The sequence below is a fragment of the Polaromonas sp. P1_F8 genome (assembly GCF_056405635.1).
Window position 1 is genome coordinate 1,113,845 of the sequence record NZ_JBFUBS010000001.1, and the last position, 15,337, is coordinate 1,129,181.

General features: G+C 61.8%; 15 protein-coding genes and 1 tRNA gene. 14 read left to right on the forward strand and 2 right to left on the reverse strand.

The annotated features are described in order from the left end of the window. Positions 1 to 8: 8 nt before the first annotated feature. Positions 9 to 1,424 carry an aminotransferase-like domain-containing protein gene (locus AC1D1J_RS05220; protein WP_477685294.1) on the reverse strand — a complete coding sequence of 472 codons (1,416 nt, stop codon included), beginning with the start codon at positions 1,422 to 1,424 and terminating at the stop codon, positions 9 to 11. Positions 1,425 to 1,651: 227 nt separating this feature from the next. On the opposite strand from AC1D1J_RS05220, the gene gabT reads away from it, so the two are divergent. From gabT to AC1D1J_RS05290, 14 genes are all read left to right on the forward strand, one after another. Beyond that, a complete protein-coding gene (gene gabT, locus AC1D1J_RS05225; protein WP_477694047.1) occupies positions 1,652 to 2,944 on the forward strand; it encodes a 4-aminobutyrate--2-oxoglutarate transaminase in 1,293 nt (430 codons plus the stop codon). Between the two features lie 27 nt (positions 2,945 to 2,971). Beyond that, positions 2,972 to 4,057 (forward strand): ABC transporter ATP-binding protein, encoded by a 1,086-nt coding sequence (locus tag AC1D1J_RS05230; RefSeq protein ID WP_477694048.1) that lies wholly within the window; start codon positions 2,972 to 2,974, stop codon positions 4,055 to 4,057. A 67-nt stretch (positions 4,058 to 4,124) separates the two neighbouring features. Further along, complete coding sequence (locus AC1D1J_RS05235) at positions 4,125 to 5,153, forward strand: ABC transporter substrate-binding protein (protein WP_477694049.1); 1,029 nt, start codon at positions 4,125 to 4,127, stop codon at positions 5,151 to 5,153. Between the two features lie 17 nt (positions 5,154 to 5,170). Further along, a complete protein-coding gene (locus AC1D1J_RS05240) occupies positions 5,171 to 5,551 on the forward strand; it encodes a nuclear transport factor 2 family protein (RefSeq protein ID WP_477694050.1) in 381 nt (126 codons plus the stop codon). Further along, the gene (locus AC1D1J_RS05245) at positions 5,548 to 5,829 is read left to right on the forward strand and encodes a cupin domain-containing protein (RefSeq protein ID WP_477694051.1); all 282 of its coding nucleotides are present in this window, start codon (positions 5,548 to 5,550) and stop codon (positions 5,827 to 5,829) included. The genes AC1D1J_RS05240 and AC1D1J_RS05245 overlap by 4 nt, the downstream gene beginning before the upstream one ends. Before the next feature lie 64 nt (positions 5,830 to 5,893). Then, positions 5,894 to 7,150, forward strand: coding sequence for an ABC transporter permease (locus AC1D1J_RS05250; RefSeq protein ID WP_477694052.1), 1,257 nt, complete (start codon positions 5,894 to 5,896; stop codon positions 7,148 to 7,150). A gap of 39 nt (positions 7,151 to 7,189) precedes the next feature. Next, a complete protein-coding gene (locus tag AC1D1J_RS05255; RefSeq protein WP_477694053.1) occupies positions 7,190 to 8,014 on the forward strand; it encodes an ABC transporter permease in 825 nt (274 codons plus the stop codon). A gap of 174 nt (positions 8,015 to 8,188) precedes the next feature. Continuing rightward, entirely contained in the window at positions 8,189 to 9,667 is a 1,479-nt protein-coding gene (locus AC1D1J_RS05260; protein WP_477685289.1) for an NAD-dependent succinate-semialdehyde dehydrogenase, read from the forward strand. Between the two features lie 53 nt (positions 9,668 to 9,720). Next, positions 9,721 to 10,416: a response regulator gene (locus AC1D1J_RS05265; protein WP_477694054.1), complete on the forward strand. Its 696-nt coding sequence runs from the start codon at positions 9,721 to 9,723 to the stop codon at positions 10,414 to 10,416. Next, positions 10,397 to 11,896, forward strand: coding sequence for a sensor histidine kinase (locus AC1D1J_RS05270; RefSeq protein WP_477694055.1), 1,500 nt, complete (start codon positions 10,397 to 10,399; stop codon positions 11,894 to 11,896). The genes AC1D1J_RS05265 and AC1D1J_RS05270 overlap by 20 nt, the downstream gene beginning before the upstream one ends. Before the next feature lie 265 nt (positions 11,897 to 12,161). Next, on the forward strand, positions 12,162 to 12,584 hold the full coding sequence (locus AC1D1J_RS05275; RefSeq protein ID WP_477694056.1) for a tripartite tricarboxylate transporter TctB family protein: 423 nt from the start codon (positions 12,162 to 12,164) through the stop codon (positions 12,582 to 12,584). Further along, the gene (locus AC1D1J_RS05280; protein WP_477646161.1) at positions 12,584 to 14,131 is read left to right on the forward strand and encodes a tripartite tricarboxylate transporter permease; all 1,548 of its coding nucleotides are present in this window, start codon (positions 12,584 to 12,586) and stop codon (positions 14,129 to 14,131) included. The genes AC1D1J_RS05275 and AC1D1J_RS05280 overlap by 1 nt, the downstream gene beginning before the upstream one ends. A gap of 140 nt (positions 14,132 to 14,271) precedes the next feature. After that, positions 14,272 to 14,721: a DsrE family protein gene (locus AC1D1J_RS05285; protein WP_477694057.1), complete on the forward strand. Its 450-nt coding sequence runs from the start codon at positions 14,272 to 14,274 to the stop codon at positions 14,719 to 14,721. A gap of 58 nt (positions 14,722 to 14,779) precedes the next feature. Next, positions 14,780 to 14,853, forward strand: a tRNA-Gly gene (locus AC1D1J_RS05290). A 44-nt stretch (positions 14,854 to 14,897) separates the two neighbouring features. Here the strand turns inward: AC1D1J_RS05290 and AC1D1J_RS05295 are convergent. Further along, positions 14,898 to 15,335: a nuclear transport factor 2 family protein gene (locus AC1D1J_RS05295; RefSeq protein WP_477694058.1), complete on the reverse strand. Its 438-nt coding sequence runs from the start codon at positions 15,333 to 15,335 to the stop codon at positions 14,898 to 14,900. Positions 15,336 to 15,337 lie beyond the last annotated feature (2 nt).

The following is a 15,337-nucleotide window of genomic DNA, read 5'->3' on the forward strand; positions in this document are numbered from 1 at the left end:
CCCCCGCTTTATTGGGCTGTCTGCCGGCCCAGATCAATGCGGTGGGACAAAAAGCGCCATATGCGCTCATCGTCGCTGAAAGCCACGTTAAAGCGGAGCCAACCCGTCGGATGGGGCTCCAGCAGAAACAATTGGCCCGGACCCAGCATGATGCCCTCAGGCGTAGCCTCTTTGGACAGGACGGCCCCATCGGGAAGGTCCGGGTGCCGGGCCCACAGGTACATGCCGGCCCCTGGCTCATGGAAAAGCTCAAACCCCAGGCCGGTCAGGTTCTTTTCGGTCTTGCGGTGCGCTGCAGCCAGCTTCTCGCGAAGCGACTTGAGGTGCTTGCGCCAGCGGCCGTCGGTGACCACCCCGAAAGTCAGCCGTTCGGCGATATCGGACGAGGTGAGGCCCGAAATCATCTTGAGCTGTGCCAGGTCCTCGATCAGCTCGCCTCGTGCCAGCAGGTAGCCCACGCGCAAATTAGGGGAAATTGTTTTGGAATAGCTGCCGATGTAGACCACGCGCTGCAGCTGGTCCAGGCTTGCCAGCGTAGACCGCGAGACCGGGTCCATGTCGGCGTAAATATCGTTTTCCACCAGCGTGAAGCCGTGCGTCTCGGCCAGTTGCAGCAGGCGGTGCAGATGGGCCGCGGACGCAATCGAACACGTCGGGCTTTGCAAACGGGGTTGGGTGAAGAAGGCCTTGGGCTTGTGCTCTGCCAGCAGCGCCTCCAGCGCAGCCAGGTCGTAACCCGTGGGGGTGCGCGGCACACCCACAAGGTTGGCGCCCAAAAACCGCAACATGAACATCAGGTTGGGATAGCCGGGGCTATCGACCAGCACGGTGTCGCCCGGTTTGACCAGTTGCCGGGCCACCAGGTCCAACGCCTGGCTGGAGCCTTGCGTCAGCAGCACCTGGTCCACCTCGACCGATATCTGGTTTTCAGCCAGCGCCTCCGCAATGACCATACGCAGGGCCATATGCCCATAAGGCAGGCCGTAACCCTCAAGAGAGGAACCGTCCACCGACAGGTGCCGCATGCTGCGGCGCAGCGCGTCCCCGAACAGAAAATCGTGCGGCAACCAGCCACAACCGGGCTTCATCGGCAGGTTGCGGTTTTCAAAAATCTGCTTGAGGTACCAGCGGGCGTCAAATTTAGGCTGCGGGGGCTGCGCGTACGGCACACCCGATGCACCATCATCGCCCCTGCGCTTGACGAAAAACCCGGCATTGGCCCGGGAAACAAGCCATCCCTGGGCCACAAGGCGGTCGTACGCCTCTACCACCGTGAAGACGCTCACGCCGTGCATGGCGGCAAAACCGCGGATGGACGGCAGCTTGACGCCCGGTTTCAGCGCTTGCCCGGCAATCATGCCCCGCAGGCCGTCGACGATCTGGCTCACAAGGGGGGTCTGCAGTTCCGGGCGAAGTGTGAGCATCAGAAAACCAAAAAGGGCAGATTGTGCATCGCAATGCCCATGCACCGGGTTGGGGAATCCATGTACAGGATTCTAGACCCGCACAGTATGTCGAAAACAGCGCGGCGGTGTACATGGACGGGCCTTGCCCCGACTTCTAAAGTCCACCCATCTCCTTCCTCAACCCAGTCCACCCAGTCCACCCAGTCCACCCAGTCAACCCAGAAATTCCGGAAATCACCTTCACCATGCAGCCAAACCAGACTTCCAGCAACGCCGCCTTGATGGCGCGCCGCCAAGCCGCCGTGACACGCGGCGTAGGCCAGGCCCACGAGATTTTTGTCAGCCGGGCCAAAAACGCCGAACTATGGGATGTGGAAGGCCGCCGCTATATCGACTTCGCAGGCGGCATCGCCGTGCTCAACACCGGCCACCTGCATACCGAAGTCATTGCCGCCGTCAAGGCCCAGCTCGACCTCTACACGCACACCTGCTTCCAGGTGGTCGCCTATGAGCCCTACGTTGAACTGGCCGAGAAGCTCAATGCCCTGGCACCCGGAAATTTCGCCAAAAAGACCCTGCTGCTGACCACAGGCGCTGAAGCGGTCGAGAACGCGGTCAAGGTGGCGCGGTCCTACACCAAGCGCCCCGGCATCATTGCCTTTACCGGCGGCTACCACGGCCGGACCAACATGACGCTGGGCATGACTGGCAAGGTTGCGCCCTATAAGCTGGGGTTCGGCCCCTTTCCCGGCGAAGTGTTCCATGCCGAATACCCCAACGCGCTGCACGGCGTGAGCATCGACCAGGCGCTGCATTCGGTTGAGCAGATCCTCAAAAACGACGTTGAGCCCGAGCGTGTGGCAGCCTTCATCATCGAACCGGTGCAAGGTGAAGGAGGCTTCTACATTGCCCCGCCCGAGTTCATCAGCCGGCTGAAGGCGCTGGCCGACAAGCACGGCATCCTGCTGATTGCCGATGAAGTCCAGACCGGGGCCGGGCGCACAGGCACCTGGTATGCCAGTGAACAGTGGCCCGTGGCGCCCGACCTGATCGCCATCGCAAAATCCATGGCGGGCGGTTTCCCGATCTCGGGCCTGGTCGGCCGCGCCGAGGTCATGGATGCACCCGGCCCCGGCGGCCTGGGCGGCACCTACGCCGGCAGCCCCATCGGTTGTGCGGCAGCGCTGGCCGTGCTCAAGGCCTTTGAGAAAGAAAAACTCCTGGCGCGCAGCAAAACGCTGGGCGCCCATCTGGTCAAAGGCCTGCACACCATTGCGAAAAAAGAAACCTCTATCGGCGACGTGCGAGGCCTGGGTGCCATGGTGGCCGTAGAGCTTTTTGAAAACGGCGACCCTGCCCGTCCCGATGCGGCACTGACCAAACGCGTGGTGACCGAAGCCGCCCGGCGCGGATTGATATTGCTCTCATGCGGCACCTACGGTAATGTGATCAGGATTCTGGTTCCCCTCACGGCCGAAGACGCCTTGCTGGACGAAGGCCTGCAAATCCTGGCAGACAGCTTCACCGCATCACGTTGACCTACGTGGCCCCGTTCAGGAAAAACGATGACTGATAACGATGTGCTTGTACGCTTTTCAGGCGTGCAGAAAACCTATGACGGCGAGCAGCTGGTCGTGCAGCAGCTCGACCTCGACATTCGTCGCGGGGAATTCCTGAGCCTGCTCGGCCCTTCCGGTTCGGGGAAGACCACCACGCTGATGATGCTGGCCGGTTTTGAATCGCCGACCGCCGGAGAAATTTTCCTCAACGGCTCGCAGATCACCGGCACACCGCCGCACAAACGCAACTTCGGCATGGTGTTCCAGAACTATGCGCTATTTCCGCATCTCACGGTGGGCCAGAACGTGGCCTATCCGCTCACGGTGCGCAAGGTGTCAAAGAGCGACCAGGCCAGCCGCGTCAAGCGTGCACTAGACATGGTTCGCCTGTCGGGCATGTCGGACCGCCTGCCCGGGCAGCTGTCGGGTGGCCAGCAGCAGCGCGTTGCCCTGGCACGGGCCCTGGTGTTCGAGCCCCAGCTGGTGCTGATGGATGAACCTCTGGGCGCACTCGACAAGCAGCTGCGCGAGCACATGCAGATCGAGCTGAAGGAGCTGCACAAGCAGCTGGGCGTCACGTTTGTCTATGTCACTCACGACCAGGGGGAAGCCTTGACGATGAGCGACCGGGTAGCAGTCTTCAACGATGGCGCGATCCAGCAGCTGGCGCCGGTAGAGGCGCTGTATGAAACGCCCTCCAACCGTTTTGTGGCCGGTTTTGTGGGCGACAGCACGGTACTCAAAGGCAAGGGAAATGCCACAGGCATCGAATTGCCGGATGGCCGCGTTCTGGGCGGCACCAACGTGAATCAGGCGGCTGCCGGCACGCAGGTCGAAGCCTACATCCGGCCCGAGCGCATTGTGTTGCACCGCCAGGCGCCGTCATCACCTGCCAGTGCGTTGCCCGCGCACGTGGCCCGCATCATTTATTTCGGCGACCACCTGCGGTTGCTGTGCAACGTCGGTGCCGGCCAGGCGGAAGCGACCGTCAAGCTGCCGCTCACCCTGTTGAACGGCCAGCCGCCGCCACAACCGGGCGAGGCTGTGCATCTCGAATTTCCGCCCGAATTTACGCGGATTTATGCGGTGTAACCGCTTTCTCTTTTCACTGTTTTCAACGTTCCCTTCCGCCTTTATCAACCACCGAGGAAATAGCACCATGAAGAAAAACATCATCGCCCTTGCCATGGCTTCGTGCCTGGCCGTACCCGCGTTCGCGCAGCAGCAGATCACCGTCGTGAACTTCGGTGGGGCCAATGCCAATGCGCAGAAAAAGGCCTACTACGAGCCCTTTGAAAAAGCAGGTACCAAAGTTGTTGCCGTGGAATACAACGGCGAGCAGGCCAGGATCAAGGCCATGGTCGAAACCAAAAAAGTTACCTGGGATGTGGTCGAGGTCGAAGCACCCGATGTGCAACGCGGTTGCGATGAGGGCTTGTTTGAAAAAATCGACTTCAGCAAAATCGGCCCCAAGGCAGACTTTCTGCCTGCAGCCGTGAAGGAATGCGGCGTGGGCGTTTTTGTGTGGTCCACCGTGATGGCCTGGAACGCCGACAAAGTCAAGACCGCACCCACCAGCTGGGCCGATTTCTGGGACGTCAAGAAAATCCCGGGCAAGCGCGGCATGCGCAAGGGCGCCCGCTACAACCTTGAATTTGCACTGATGGCCGACGGCGTCAAACCCGCCGACGTCTACAAGGTCCTGGCCACCAAGGACGGAGCCGACCGCGCATTTCGTAAGCTGACAGAGCTCAAGCCCAGCATCCAGTGGTGGGAAGCCGGCGCCCAGCCCGCACAGTTCCTCGTGGCCGGTGACGTCGCCCTCAGCACCGTCTACAACGGCCGCATCGACGCCGCCAACCGCGAAGGCCGCAACCTGAAGATCTACTGGCCCGGCGGCATCTACGACCTGGACTACTGGGTCATTCCCAAAGGCGCGCCCAACAAGGATGCATCGATGAAATTCATCGCCTTTGCCAGCCAGCCCGCCACCCAGGCCGTCTATGCGCAGAACATTGCCTACGGCCCCGTCAACAACCAGGCTTTGGCCAAGCTCGACAAGAAGGTGCTGGACGATCTGCCAACGTCGCCGGCCAATGCAAAAGAGGCCATCCAGATGAATGTCGGCTTCTGGGCCGACCAGGGCGAGGCGCTTGAAAAACGCTTTGCCGCCTGGGCCACGCAGTAAAACCACAGAGACACCCAATGCGCGCCGACACCTTTGCAAGCGTTGAGTCAACGGTTCAGCACTACTTCGACCTGATGTACGACTGCAACATCGACAGGTTTGACGAGGTTTTTCATCCAACGGCACAACTGCACGGTGTGATGAAAGGCGCATTGGTCGTGTGGCCGGCGGCGACTTACCGGGAAATCCTGGCCCAACGCCGCTCGCCAAAGGCGAGCCAGGCCCAACGCCAGGAGGAAATCCTTCTTCTGGATGCTGTCGGCGATGACCAGGCGCTGGCAAAAGTGCGCATCCGCATCAACGACAAGGTGTTCGTCGACCACCTGTGTCTGTTGCGGGTAGATGGCCGCTGGAGAGTCACTTCCAAGACGTTTCATCTGGAACAGGAGGCGGTATGAGCAAACCAGCAACCTCGATCTCCCACGTGGAGAATTTCCGAGTAATTGTCACGGAATGGCATCTCCTTCCGGGCGCTGAAACCGGGCACCACGTTCATTCGCATGACTATGTCGTGGTGCCGCTGACCGACGGTGCGTTGCGAATGCAGGATGAGCAGGGCTTCAGGGATGTACAGCTCTGTGCCGGCGCCGCTTACGCCCGGCCCGCGGGCATCGCCCACAACGTGATGAATCCCACAGGCAGCGAGTTCAGATTTGTGGAAATCGAACTCAAGTGACGGCACAGCCTTTCCTTTGATCATCCATGACAGTCCCGAAAATCACATCAGCTGAGCCCCCCAGATGACGACTGCAACAACGAGCCCTCTCGCGCCACGACGGAAATCCGATCTGGCTACTGCCTTGGCGAAACGAAACCGGGCGTCGCAGGCCAGGGCTTTTGCCCTGACGCTGCCCCTGCTGTTGTTTCTTCTGCTCACCCTTCTGATTCCCATCGGAGCGCTGCTGTTGCGCGCCGTGCAAAACCCCGAGGTAGTTCACGCCCTTCCGTTGACCACGCAGGCATTACGCGGCTGGTCCCCCGAGGCGCTTCCCCAGCCGCAAGTTTATGCGGCATTGGCTCAAGACCTGTCCACGCTACCGGATGCCTCCGACGCGGGAGCCCTGGCGCGGCGACTGAATTCGGAGGTGGCCGGTGCCCGATCACTCATCATGGGTACCTTTCGGGCCATGCCCTTGCCTGCCGGTGTTACACCGGAACAGGCACGCGAGAAGCTGCTGCAGATAGATGAACGCTGGTCTGATTTGAAGTACTGGCAAGCCATAGCCAAAAACGGTTCACGATGGACGCCCGACTATCTGTTGGCATCGGTTGACCTGCGCCGTGACAGCAATGGCACCGTTGAACGCATGCCTGAAGAGCACCGGGCCTACGGCGGCATTTTGCTGCGCACCTTCAACATCAGTTTGGTCGTGACGCTGTTTTGCCTGCTGCTGGGCTACCCCTTGGCGTGGTGGCTGGCCTCATTGCCGGCACGCAAGGCCAACTTGTTGATGATTCTGGTGCTGGTGCCGTTCTGGACGTCCATTCTTGTACGCGTGGCGGCCTGGATTGTGCTGCTGCAATCCGAAGGCCTCGTTAATCGCGGGCTGATGGGCATCGGCCTCATAGACAGCCCCCTGGCGCTGTTGTTCAACCGCGCAGGCGTGGTGATTGCCATGGTGCACATCCTGCTGCCCTTCATGATCCTGCCGCTTTACAGCGTGATGAAAAATGTGCCCGCAACCTATGTGCGGGCCGCCGTTTCCCTGGGTAGCGCACCTTTGGCTGCCTTTTTTCGGGTGTATGTGCCGCAGACCTATCCTGGCATCAGCGCAGGCGCGTTGCTGGTGTTCATCCTGTCGATCGGCTATTACGTCACCCCCGCCCTGCTTGGCGGTGCGGATGACCAGATGCTGAGCTACTACATCGCCCGCTATACCAACGTCGCGGTCAATTGGGGCATGGCCTGTGCGCTGGGCGCGGTGTTGCTGACGGCCACCATGGTTCTTTACAGCGTTTACCGGCGCATCGGCAAGGCCGAACTCAGCATCGGCTGACATCTTTTTTCCTTTACAGACAGCAGACGCCAAATCACCATGTTCAAAATCAAAGGGCCCGCCTTCCCCCGATACGCCACTGCGGCAGACAAAGCCGGCTGGTGGCTGATGCGCGCCGCATGCGTCGCCATTCTGGTTTTTCTGCTGGCGCCCATCCTGGTCATGGTGCCGCTGTCTTTTTCAGAAAGCTCGTTCCTGACCTACCCCATTCCAGGCTGGTCGCTGAAGTGGTACCAGAACCTGCTGGATTCACCGGAATGGGCAAGGGCCGCAAAAAACAGCTTCATCGTGGCCCCCGCAGCAACACTGATCGCCACCGCGCTGGGCACTTTGGCAGCTGTCGGCCTGTCCAGAACCAACTTCCGGTTCAAGAGCCTGCTCATGGGCATCCTCATCGCGCCCATGGTGGTCCCCATCGTCGTTGTCGGCGTGGCCACCTACCTGTATTTCGCCCCGCTGGGCCTTGCCGACAGCTACTTCGGGTTGATCGTGGTGCATGCCGCGCTGGGTGCGCCTTTTGTGCTGACCACCGTACTCGCAACGCTTGCGGGCTTTAACCACAACCTGGTGCGCGCGTCGCTCAGCCTTGGCGAGACCCCGTTGCGGACGTTTTTCAGGATCACCCTGCCGGTCATCGCCCCGGGTGTCATCTCGGGCGCGCTGTTTGCATTTGCCACCTCGTTTGACGAAGTGGTGGTCACGCTGTTCCTGGCGGGCGCGGACCAGGCCACCCTGCCGAGGCAGATGTTCACCGGCATCCGGGAAAACATCTCCCCCACGATCGCCGCTGTTGCCACACTGCTGATCCTGTTCACCACGGCGCTTTTGCTGTTCCTCGAGTGGTTACGCGGGCGCCGGGGCTGACAAGGCATTTGTGATGCCATGCCCTTGCAGGACCGCCAGCTGCGGGTGACGGCGTCCGCCCCTCATTGGCACCGGGGGAACGAGCGGCGCCAAAGCACCCCGTCCCGAAAGCAGTCAAAATCAGCCCCATTGCCCGGATACCCCCAAACACACCCTCCTTTTCAGGACATCTCCATGGACATGAAAACTTCCCCTATTTCCCTTCTCAAAGACCCCAGCATTTTCAAGACCGACGCACTGATCAATGGCCAGTGGGTCGCCGGTTCATCCCGCTTTGATGTCAATGACCCGGCCACCGGCCTGAAGCTGGCCGACGTGGCCAACCTGGGCGCCCAGGATGCCGAAGCCGCCATTGCCGCGGCCAACGCGGCCTGGCCCGCATGGCGCAGCAAGACCGGCAAGGAGCGCCACGCAATCCTGCTCAAGTGGTACCAGCTGCTGATGGCCAACCAGGAAGACCTGGGCCGCATCATGACCGCCGAGCAGGGCAAGCCCTTTGCGGAGGCCAAGGGCGAAATCGCCTACGGTGCGAGTTTTGTCGAGTGGTTTGCCGAGGAAGCCAAGCGCGTCAACGGTGAGACCCTGCCCCAGTTCGACAACAACCGCCGCCTGATGGTCATCAAGCAACCGATCGGCGTGTGCGCGGCCATCACCCCCTGGAACTTCCCGCTCGCCATGATCACGCGCAAGGTCGCCCCGGCTCTCGCAGCCGGCTGCCCCGTGGTCATCAAGCCGGCCGAGCTCACACCGCTGACGGCCCTGGCCGCCGCCGAGCTGGCCATTCGCGCCGGTATTCCGGCCGGCGTGCTCAACGTGCTGACAGCCGACAGCGCCAACAGCATTGCCGTGGGCAAGGTGTTCTGCGCCAGCGACGTGGTGCGCCACATCAGCTTCACCGGCTCCACCGAAGTCGGCCGCATCCTGATGGCCCAGAGCGCACCTTCGATCAAGAAACTGGCACTGGAACTGGGCGGCAATGCGCCCTTCATCGTGTTCGACGACGCCGACGTGGATTCGGCCGTGGAAGGCGCGATGGCCAGCAAATACCGCAACGCCGGCCAGACCTGCGTCTGCGCTAACCGCATTTATGTCCAGGACGGCGTGTACGACCAGTTTGTCGAGAAATTCGCCGCCAAGGTCAAGCTGCTGAAAGTCGGCAACGGCTTTGAGGACGGCGTGGTGCAAGGTCCGCTGATCGAGGATGCCGCCGTCGACAAGGTGCAGCGCCATGTGGATGACGCGATGGCCAAAGGCGGAAAACTGCTTGCGGGTGGCCACAAAATCAAGGGCCAGTTCTTTGAGCCGACCGTGATCTCTGAAGCCACAGCCGACATGCTCTGCGCCCGCGAAGAAACCTTCGGCCCTTTCGCTCCGGTCTTCCGCTTCCACAAAGAGCAAGAGGCGATTGACGCCGCCAACAACACTGAGTTCGGCCTGGCCAGCTATTTTTACAGCCGCGACATCGGCCGCATCTACCGCGTGGCCGAGGCGCTGGAGTACGGCATGGTCGGCATCAATGCCGGTGTCATCGCCACTGAACATGTGCCCTTTGGCGGTGTGAAGCAGTCGGGCCTGGGCCGCGAAGGCTCGCGCCACGGCATGGAAGAGTACCTGGAGATGAAGTACCTGTGCCTGGGCGACATCCAGCGCTGAAACCGTTCCCCGCGCCTTAACCTTAAACCTGCACCCTACCCCGCCACCCCGCCATGCGCCTGCTGCTTGTGGAAGACGAAGCCGAGATGGCGGCCTGGCTGGTGCGCGCTTTCAAGCAAAGCGGCTTTGTGCCCGACCATGCGCCGGACGCCGGCACCGCCGAGTCGCTGCTGGCCGGCAATGACTACGACGCGATCGTGCTCGACCTGCGGCTGCCCGACAAACACGGGTTGAACCTGCTGGCCGACATTCGCAAGGCAGGCAACCGCACGCCCGTGCTGGTGCTGACCGCGCAGGGCTCGCTTCAAGACCGGGTCAAAGGCCTGAACGTCGGAGCCGACGACTTCCTGACCAAACCCTTTGCGATTGAAGAACTCGAGGCCCGCATCGCCGCGCTGGTGCGACGCAGCCGGGGGCGCTCGCACGCGCCGCTGCAGTGCGGTTCGCTCTCATGCGCCCACGACAGCCGCGCCTTCACGTTGGCCGGCACGCTGCTGCAACTCACGCCGCGCGAAAGCGCCGCGTTGTCAGTGCTGCTGGCGCGCAGCGGCTCGCCAGTGGAGAAGTCACAGCTCTCGGCCAAAGTCTTTCCGGCCGACAGCAATGCCGGCCCTGACGCCATCGAACTGGTGCTGCACCGGCTGCGCCGCAAGCTCGAAGGCGGCGACGTGCGCATCGTCACCGTGCGCGGCCTGGGCTACATGCTGGAGGCTACCGCACGTGAAGCGCATGAAGACGCTGCGGACTGACCCTGACCGCTTCGGCATACGCGCGCGCCTGCTGACGCTGCTGCTCCCGGCCATCCTGGGCCTGCTGGCCCTGGACAGCTGGAACGACTACCGAGCCTTGCGCAACCAGGTGCAGGACGCTTACGACCAGGCCATGCTCGAATCCGTCCATGTACTGCGCGGCAGTCTGTCGGTGGGTCCGGACGGCTTGCTGCACCTGAACGCGCCATTGGTGGTACAGGCGGTGGTCGATGCCGCCGGCCCGCTGCAAAAGTACCTGCATATCGGATTGACGCCGCAAGGGGTGGACTCTACAAGTGAGGTGACCTTGCTAGGCGCAACCGACCTGCCTGCACCGCCTGCGCAGCAGGCCCCCTCGCCCTCTTCCATCGCCTCCCCCGTGGTCTGGTACGACAGCGACTACCGGGACCATGCAGTGCGTGTGGTGGCGCTTCAAAGCAAAGTGCTTGACGAGCGTGGCCAGGCCTTTGACCTGCTGATCCAGGTGGCAGAAAGCACCGAACCACGCGACCGGGCGCAGGCGGCCACGCTGCGGCAGGAGTTGATACGCGACACCCGCATGGTGCTGGTGATGATTCTGCTGGTCTGGCTGGGTGTGACCTGGTCCCTGCGGCCGCTGGAGCGCCTGCGAAAAACCGTGCTGCAAAACAAGGGGCGTGACCTCAAGCCGCTGGACACGGCCAACGTGCCGCATGAAGTGGCGCCGCTGGTCGACGCCGTCAACCAGCACCTGGCCAGCTACCGCGATTTGCTTGAGCAGCAATCGCAGTTCCTGGCCGACGCATCGCACCAGCTGCGCACACCGCTGGCCATCATGCTGACGCAGGCCGGCGTCGCGCTGCGCGAAAAAGACCCTGAACTGCTTCACACGACCTTGCGCGCCATGGTCGTGCAGATCTCGCGCAGCCGGCGCCTGTGCGAGCAACTGCTGTCGCTGGCCCATGCGAGCGACGGTGCACCATCCGAAGACGCGCCCGCCGTCGTGGACCTCAACAGCATCGCGCGGGACGTGGTGCTGCAGCACCTGACACTGGCCCATGAGAAAAACCAGGACCTGGGCCTGGACGCGGCTGAAGATGCACCGGTGCCCGACGCGCTGCACAAAAGCCCTGCAGCCCCGGTACTGGCTCGCGGCGCCGAACTGCACGAGGCGCTGTCCAACCTGGTGCACAACGCCATTGTCTACACCCCGCCGGGCGGGCACATCACCGTGAAGGTGAGCACCGGCGATGGCGCGGCGCTCGCCGAGGTGCGCGACGACGGCCCGGGCATAGCCAAAGCGCGGCACGCAGAAGTGTTTGAACGTTTTCATTCGGCCGGCCCCACGGAAAAAGGCGCGCGCGGCGCCGGGCTCGGTATGGCCATCGCACGCGCCTATGCCAGGCGCAACGGTGGCGACATCGAGCTGGCCGAAGCTGGCCTCGGCTCCGGCTTGCGCGCCATCCTGCGGCTGCCGCTGGCGTCCGATCCCCAGGGTTGAACGCACACGGCTGAGCCGTGGCCGGCGGTGCCGCAGGCGCCACCGGCCCTGTTAGTGATAACACGTATTTTGAGTTCGGCTGCGTAAAACGAAAGCCGATTGGAAGCCTCGCTTCCTAACATCCGCTCCATCCCAAACGCCCCCAGTCGGTTGCAACTTGTGCACCGGCCAAAGGCGGGGCCACCACCAAGGAGACACGGATGAATCACCCCCCGTTTGTGACAACGCCCGCAGCGGCGCAGCCATGGAGAAAACCGCTATGAACATGAAGAACCGCAACTTCGTGCGGGGCCTCTGCCTCATGGCGATCGCCCTGCTCTTTGGCGGGGTGTCGCTGAACTACTCAATAGGCGAATTAAGCCGGTCCGGACCCGGCATGTTCCCCTTGATCGTGAGCTCCCTGCTGTTTGTGATTGGCGTGCTCACGGTGGTGCGCTCGCACTTCTATGACCCCGTCCCCCTGGACTACGGCGTCAAAAATATCGCCCTCATTCTGCTGAGCCTCGTCGGGTTTGCAGTGATCTCCCACTACATCAACATGATTCTGGCCATCATATTTCTGGTGTTTTGTTCCACGCTTGCCGGAACGTCCTATTCCGTGGTGCGCAACATCAAGATCTCGGTGGGTCTGATCCTGGTTGCCTTTGCCTTCAAAAACTTTCTCGGCCTTAGCCTGCCCCTCTACTGATGGACATCCTGCATAACCTCTCGCTGGGTTTCGAGCATGCGCTGACCTGGCAAAACCTCCTTTATTGCGCTCTTGGCTGTACGGTGGGAACACTCATCGGACTGCTGCCGGGACTGGGCCCTTTGTCGACCATCAGCCTGCTGCTGCCCCTGACCTATTCCATTCCCACCGGCGGCGCGCTCATCATGCTGGCCGGCATTTACTACGGGGCCCAATATGGCGACAGCGTGAGCGCCATCACGATGAAGATCCCGCATGCCAGCAGCATCGTCGCCTGTATAGACGGCTACCAGATGACGCTCAAGGGAAAGACCGGCCTGGCCCTGTTCACCGCGGGCATTTCCAGCTTCATTGGCGGCACCGTGGCCATTGTGGTGCTTTCGACCCTGGCTCAACCACTGGGTGAAGTGGGCTTCCTGTTTGGGCCGGCTGACTACTGCGCCCTCATGCTGCTGGGGTTTTTCTGCGTGAGCTTTGTCAGCAGCGGCAGCCTGCTCAACGGCCTGGCCATGGCCATGGTTGGCGTCCTGCTTGGGATGGTCGGCACCGATGTGAACAGCGGCACTGCGCGCTACACCATGGACCTGCCGTTCCTGATGGACGGGATTGGCCTGATCAGCATCGCCCTGGGCTGCTTCGGCATTGCAGAGGTGGTGAAAAATCTCGACAACAAAAACGTGCTCACCCCGTTCAATGGCGAGATCAAGCTCATGCCGACCTGGCCCGAGTTCAAGCGCATCATCCCCAGCGCCCTGCGCGGCAGCATCATCGGCTCGGTCCTGGGCATACTGCCCGGCGGCGGCCCCACGATTGCCCAGTTCGCCGCCTACGCCGCCGACAAGAAGTTCAGCAAGTACAAGCATGAGATCGGCACCGGCTGCATCGAAGGCGTGGCCGGGCAGGCCGCCGCCGACGAGGCCGCCGCACGCACCAGCTTTATCCCGCTCATGGCCATCGGCATTCCCGAAAATGCCGTCATGGCCCTGATGATGGCCGCCTTCGTCATCAAGGGGATCCAGCCCGGCCCCAATATGATCGCCAGCCACCCCGATTTGTTCTGGGGTCTGGTAGCCAGTATGTGGGTGGGTAATTGCTTCCTGGTCATCCTCAACGTGCCCCTGGTGCGCTACTGGCTGTCGGTCTTCAAGATTCCCTACACCGTGCTGTTTCCGGCGATTCTCTTTTTCTGCTGCATCGGCACCTTCAGCATCAACAACAGCCTGGACGACATCTACATCACAGCCGTGTTCGGCCTGGTGGGTTATTTGTTTTTGCGCCTGGAGATGGAAGCCGCGCCACTCCTGCTGGGTTTCATTCTGGGCCCCATGCTGGAGGAAAATTTCCGCCGCGCCATGCTTCTCAGCCGGGGGAGTTTTAGCGTCTTCGTCAACCGCCCCATCAGCGGAACCCTGCTGGCCGTCATTGGCACTCTGGTTGTGTGGCAGGTAGTGGTGTTTGCCCGCAAGCTGATCAAGGCGCCCGACCATCACATCCACTCGGACGGCAATGCGCCCGCCGTGCCGCTACCCGCAACCGGTGGTAAATGAGGTCGACGTGAGGCAAAAGCGGTAGAGCCCGCCGGTTCTCCCCCGAGCCTGAAAGCCCCCAAGCCTCTCACGAGCTTGGGGGCTTGTTTCATGCGGCCGTTGTGTTGAAATGAGCCCTCCCTTTCAGGAGACACACCGACATGAACCGCAGACTCTTCATCCAGGCCGGGGCCGTCGGCTCGCTGGCCCTTTTTGCTCCTTTTTTGATAGCTGCTCGCGCTCAACCAGCGGGCGCTGCAGGCACAAAACGTCAGGGAATTGTGATCCAGGTCAGTGACAACGACCCGGCCAAGTGGAACCTGGCGCTGAACAACGCCAAAAACCTGCAGGACGACGTGGGCGCCGCCAACGTCGACATTGAAATCGTCGCCTACGGCCCCGGCATCAGCATGCTCAAGCTGGAGTCGCCCACCGGCGCGCGCGTCGCCGACGCCGCCAAAGCCGGCATCAAGGTCACCGCCTGCGAAAACACCATGCGCGGCCAGAAGCTGACCAAAGACGACATGCTGGCCGGCATCAGCTATGTGCCCGCCGGCGTCACCGAAATCATGAAAAAGCAGCACGAAGGCTGGGCTTACCTGCGGCCGTGATCGACAGCTCAGGCTTGGCTGGCTCCGCTGGGCGACCGCTTCTATAATGGGTAGTACTGCGGGTGTAGTTCAATGGCAGAACTTTTGCTTCCCAAGCAAATAGCGTGGGTTCGATTCCCATCACCCGCTCCATCGTCCGGCTTTTTGCACCACATGGCTTGCCGCGCCTGGCCGGCTCACGAATTGCTGCGTCGCTTCATCCATCTCATCAGGCTGCCGATCACGGGCAGCTTTTCATACAGCTCTTCAGCCGCGTCCCAGTAATCGCGGTGCAGCGTGATGCGGCCTTCGCCGTCCAGCACCAGGTGCGAGCCGCCCAGGATGCACTGCGCCCTTCCCCGCTGAAAACGTTTGAACGCAAAGTGGAACTCCCAGGTCAGAAAGCATTGCGTGCCTTGCACGATGCGCCCGGTGATGACGAAGCGCGGGTTCTCCAGGGTCTCATACATGTGGCTGTAGATCTGCTGGATCGCGGGCAAGCCATGCACATCGTTGAACGGATCTTTAAAACGTGCATCGGGAGCGTAGATGGCGCCCAGCGTTTCCACGCCCGCGGGGGTGAGGGTCTGGAAGGTGTCTGCAATGCGGTCGACAGCGTAGTTGGCGAAGTTCATGG

What these genes read in the sequence shown, in the direction of transcription:
- AC1D1J_RS05220 (WP_477685294.1), bottom strand. Translation starts at nt 1,424, where the DNA reads ATGCTCACACTTCGCCCGGAACTGCAGACCCCCCTTGTGAGCCAGATC.
- gabT (WP_477694047.1), top strand. Translation starts at nt 1,652, where the DNA reads ATGCAGCCAAACCAGACTTCCAGCAACGCCGCCTTGATGGCGCGCCGC.
- AC1D1J_RS05230 (WP_477694048.1), top strand. Translation starts at nt 2,972, where the DNA reads ATGACTGATAACGATGTGCTTGTACGCTTTTCAGGCGTGCAGAAAACC.
- AC1D1J_RS05235 (WP_477694049.1), top strand. Translation starts at nt 4,125, where the DNA reads ATGAAGAAAAACATCATCGCCCTTGCCATGGCTTCGTGCCTGGCCGTA.
- AC1D1J_RS05240 (WP_477694050.1), top strand. Translation starts at nt 5,171, where the DNA reads ATGCGCGCCGACACCTTTGCAAGCGTTGAGTCAACGGTTCAGCACTAC.
- AC1D1J_RS05245 (WP_477694051.1), top strand. Translation starts at nt 5,548, where the DNA reads ATGAGCAAACCAGCAACCTCGATCTCCCACGTGGAGAATTTCCGAGTA.
- AC1D1J_RS05250 (WP_477694052.1), top strand. Translation starts at nt 5,894, where the DNA reads ATGACGACTGCAACAACGAGCCCTCTCGCGCCACGACGGAAATCCGAT.
- AC1D1J_RS05255 (WP_477694053.1), top strand. Translation starts at nt 7,190, where the DNA reads ATGTTCAAAATCAAAGGGCCCGCCTTCCCCCGATACGCCACTGCGGCA.
- AC1D1J_RS05260 (WP_477685289.1), top strand. Translation starts at nt 8,189, where the DNA reads ATGGACATGAAAACTTCCCCTATTTCCCTTCTCAAAGACCCCAGCATT.
- AC1D1J_RS05265 (WP_477694054.1), top strand. Translation starts at nt 9,721, where the DNA reads ATGCGCCTGCTGCTTGTGGAAGACGAAGCCGAGATGGCGGCCTGGCTG.
- AC1D1J_RS05270 (WP_477694055.1), top strand. Translation starts at nt 10,397, where the DNA reads ATGAAGACGCTGCGGACTGACCCTGACCGCTTCGGCATACGCGCGCGC.
- AC1D1J_RS05275 (WP_477694056.1), top strand. Translation starts at nt 12,162, where the DNA reads ATGAAGAACCGCAACTTCGTGCGGGGCCTCTGCCTCATGGCGATCGCC.
- AC1D1J_RS05280 (WP_477646161.1), top strand. Translation starts at nt 12,584, where the DNA reads ATGGACATCCTGCATAACCTCTCGCTGGGTTTCGAGCATGCGCTGACC.
- AC1D1J_RS05285 (WP_477694057.1), top strand. Translation starts at nt 14,272, where the DNA reads ATGAACCGCAGACTCTTCATCCAGGCCGGGGCCGTCGGCTCGCTGGCC.
- AC1D1J_RS05295 (WP_477694058.1), bottom strand. Translation starts at nt 15,335, where the DNA reads ATGAACTTCGCCAACTACGCTGTCGACCGCATTGCAGACACCTTCCAG.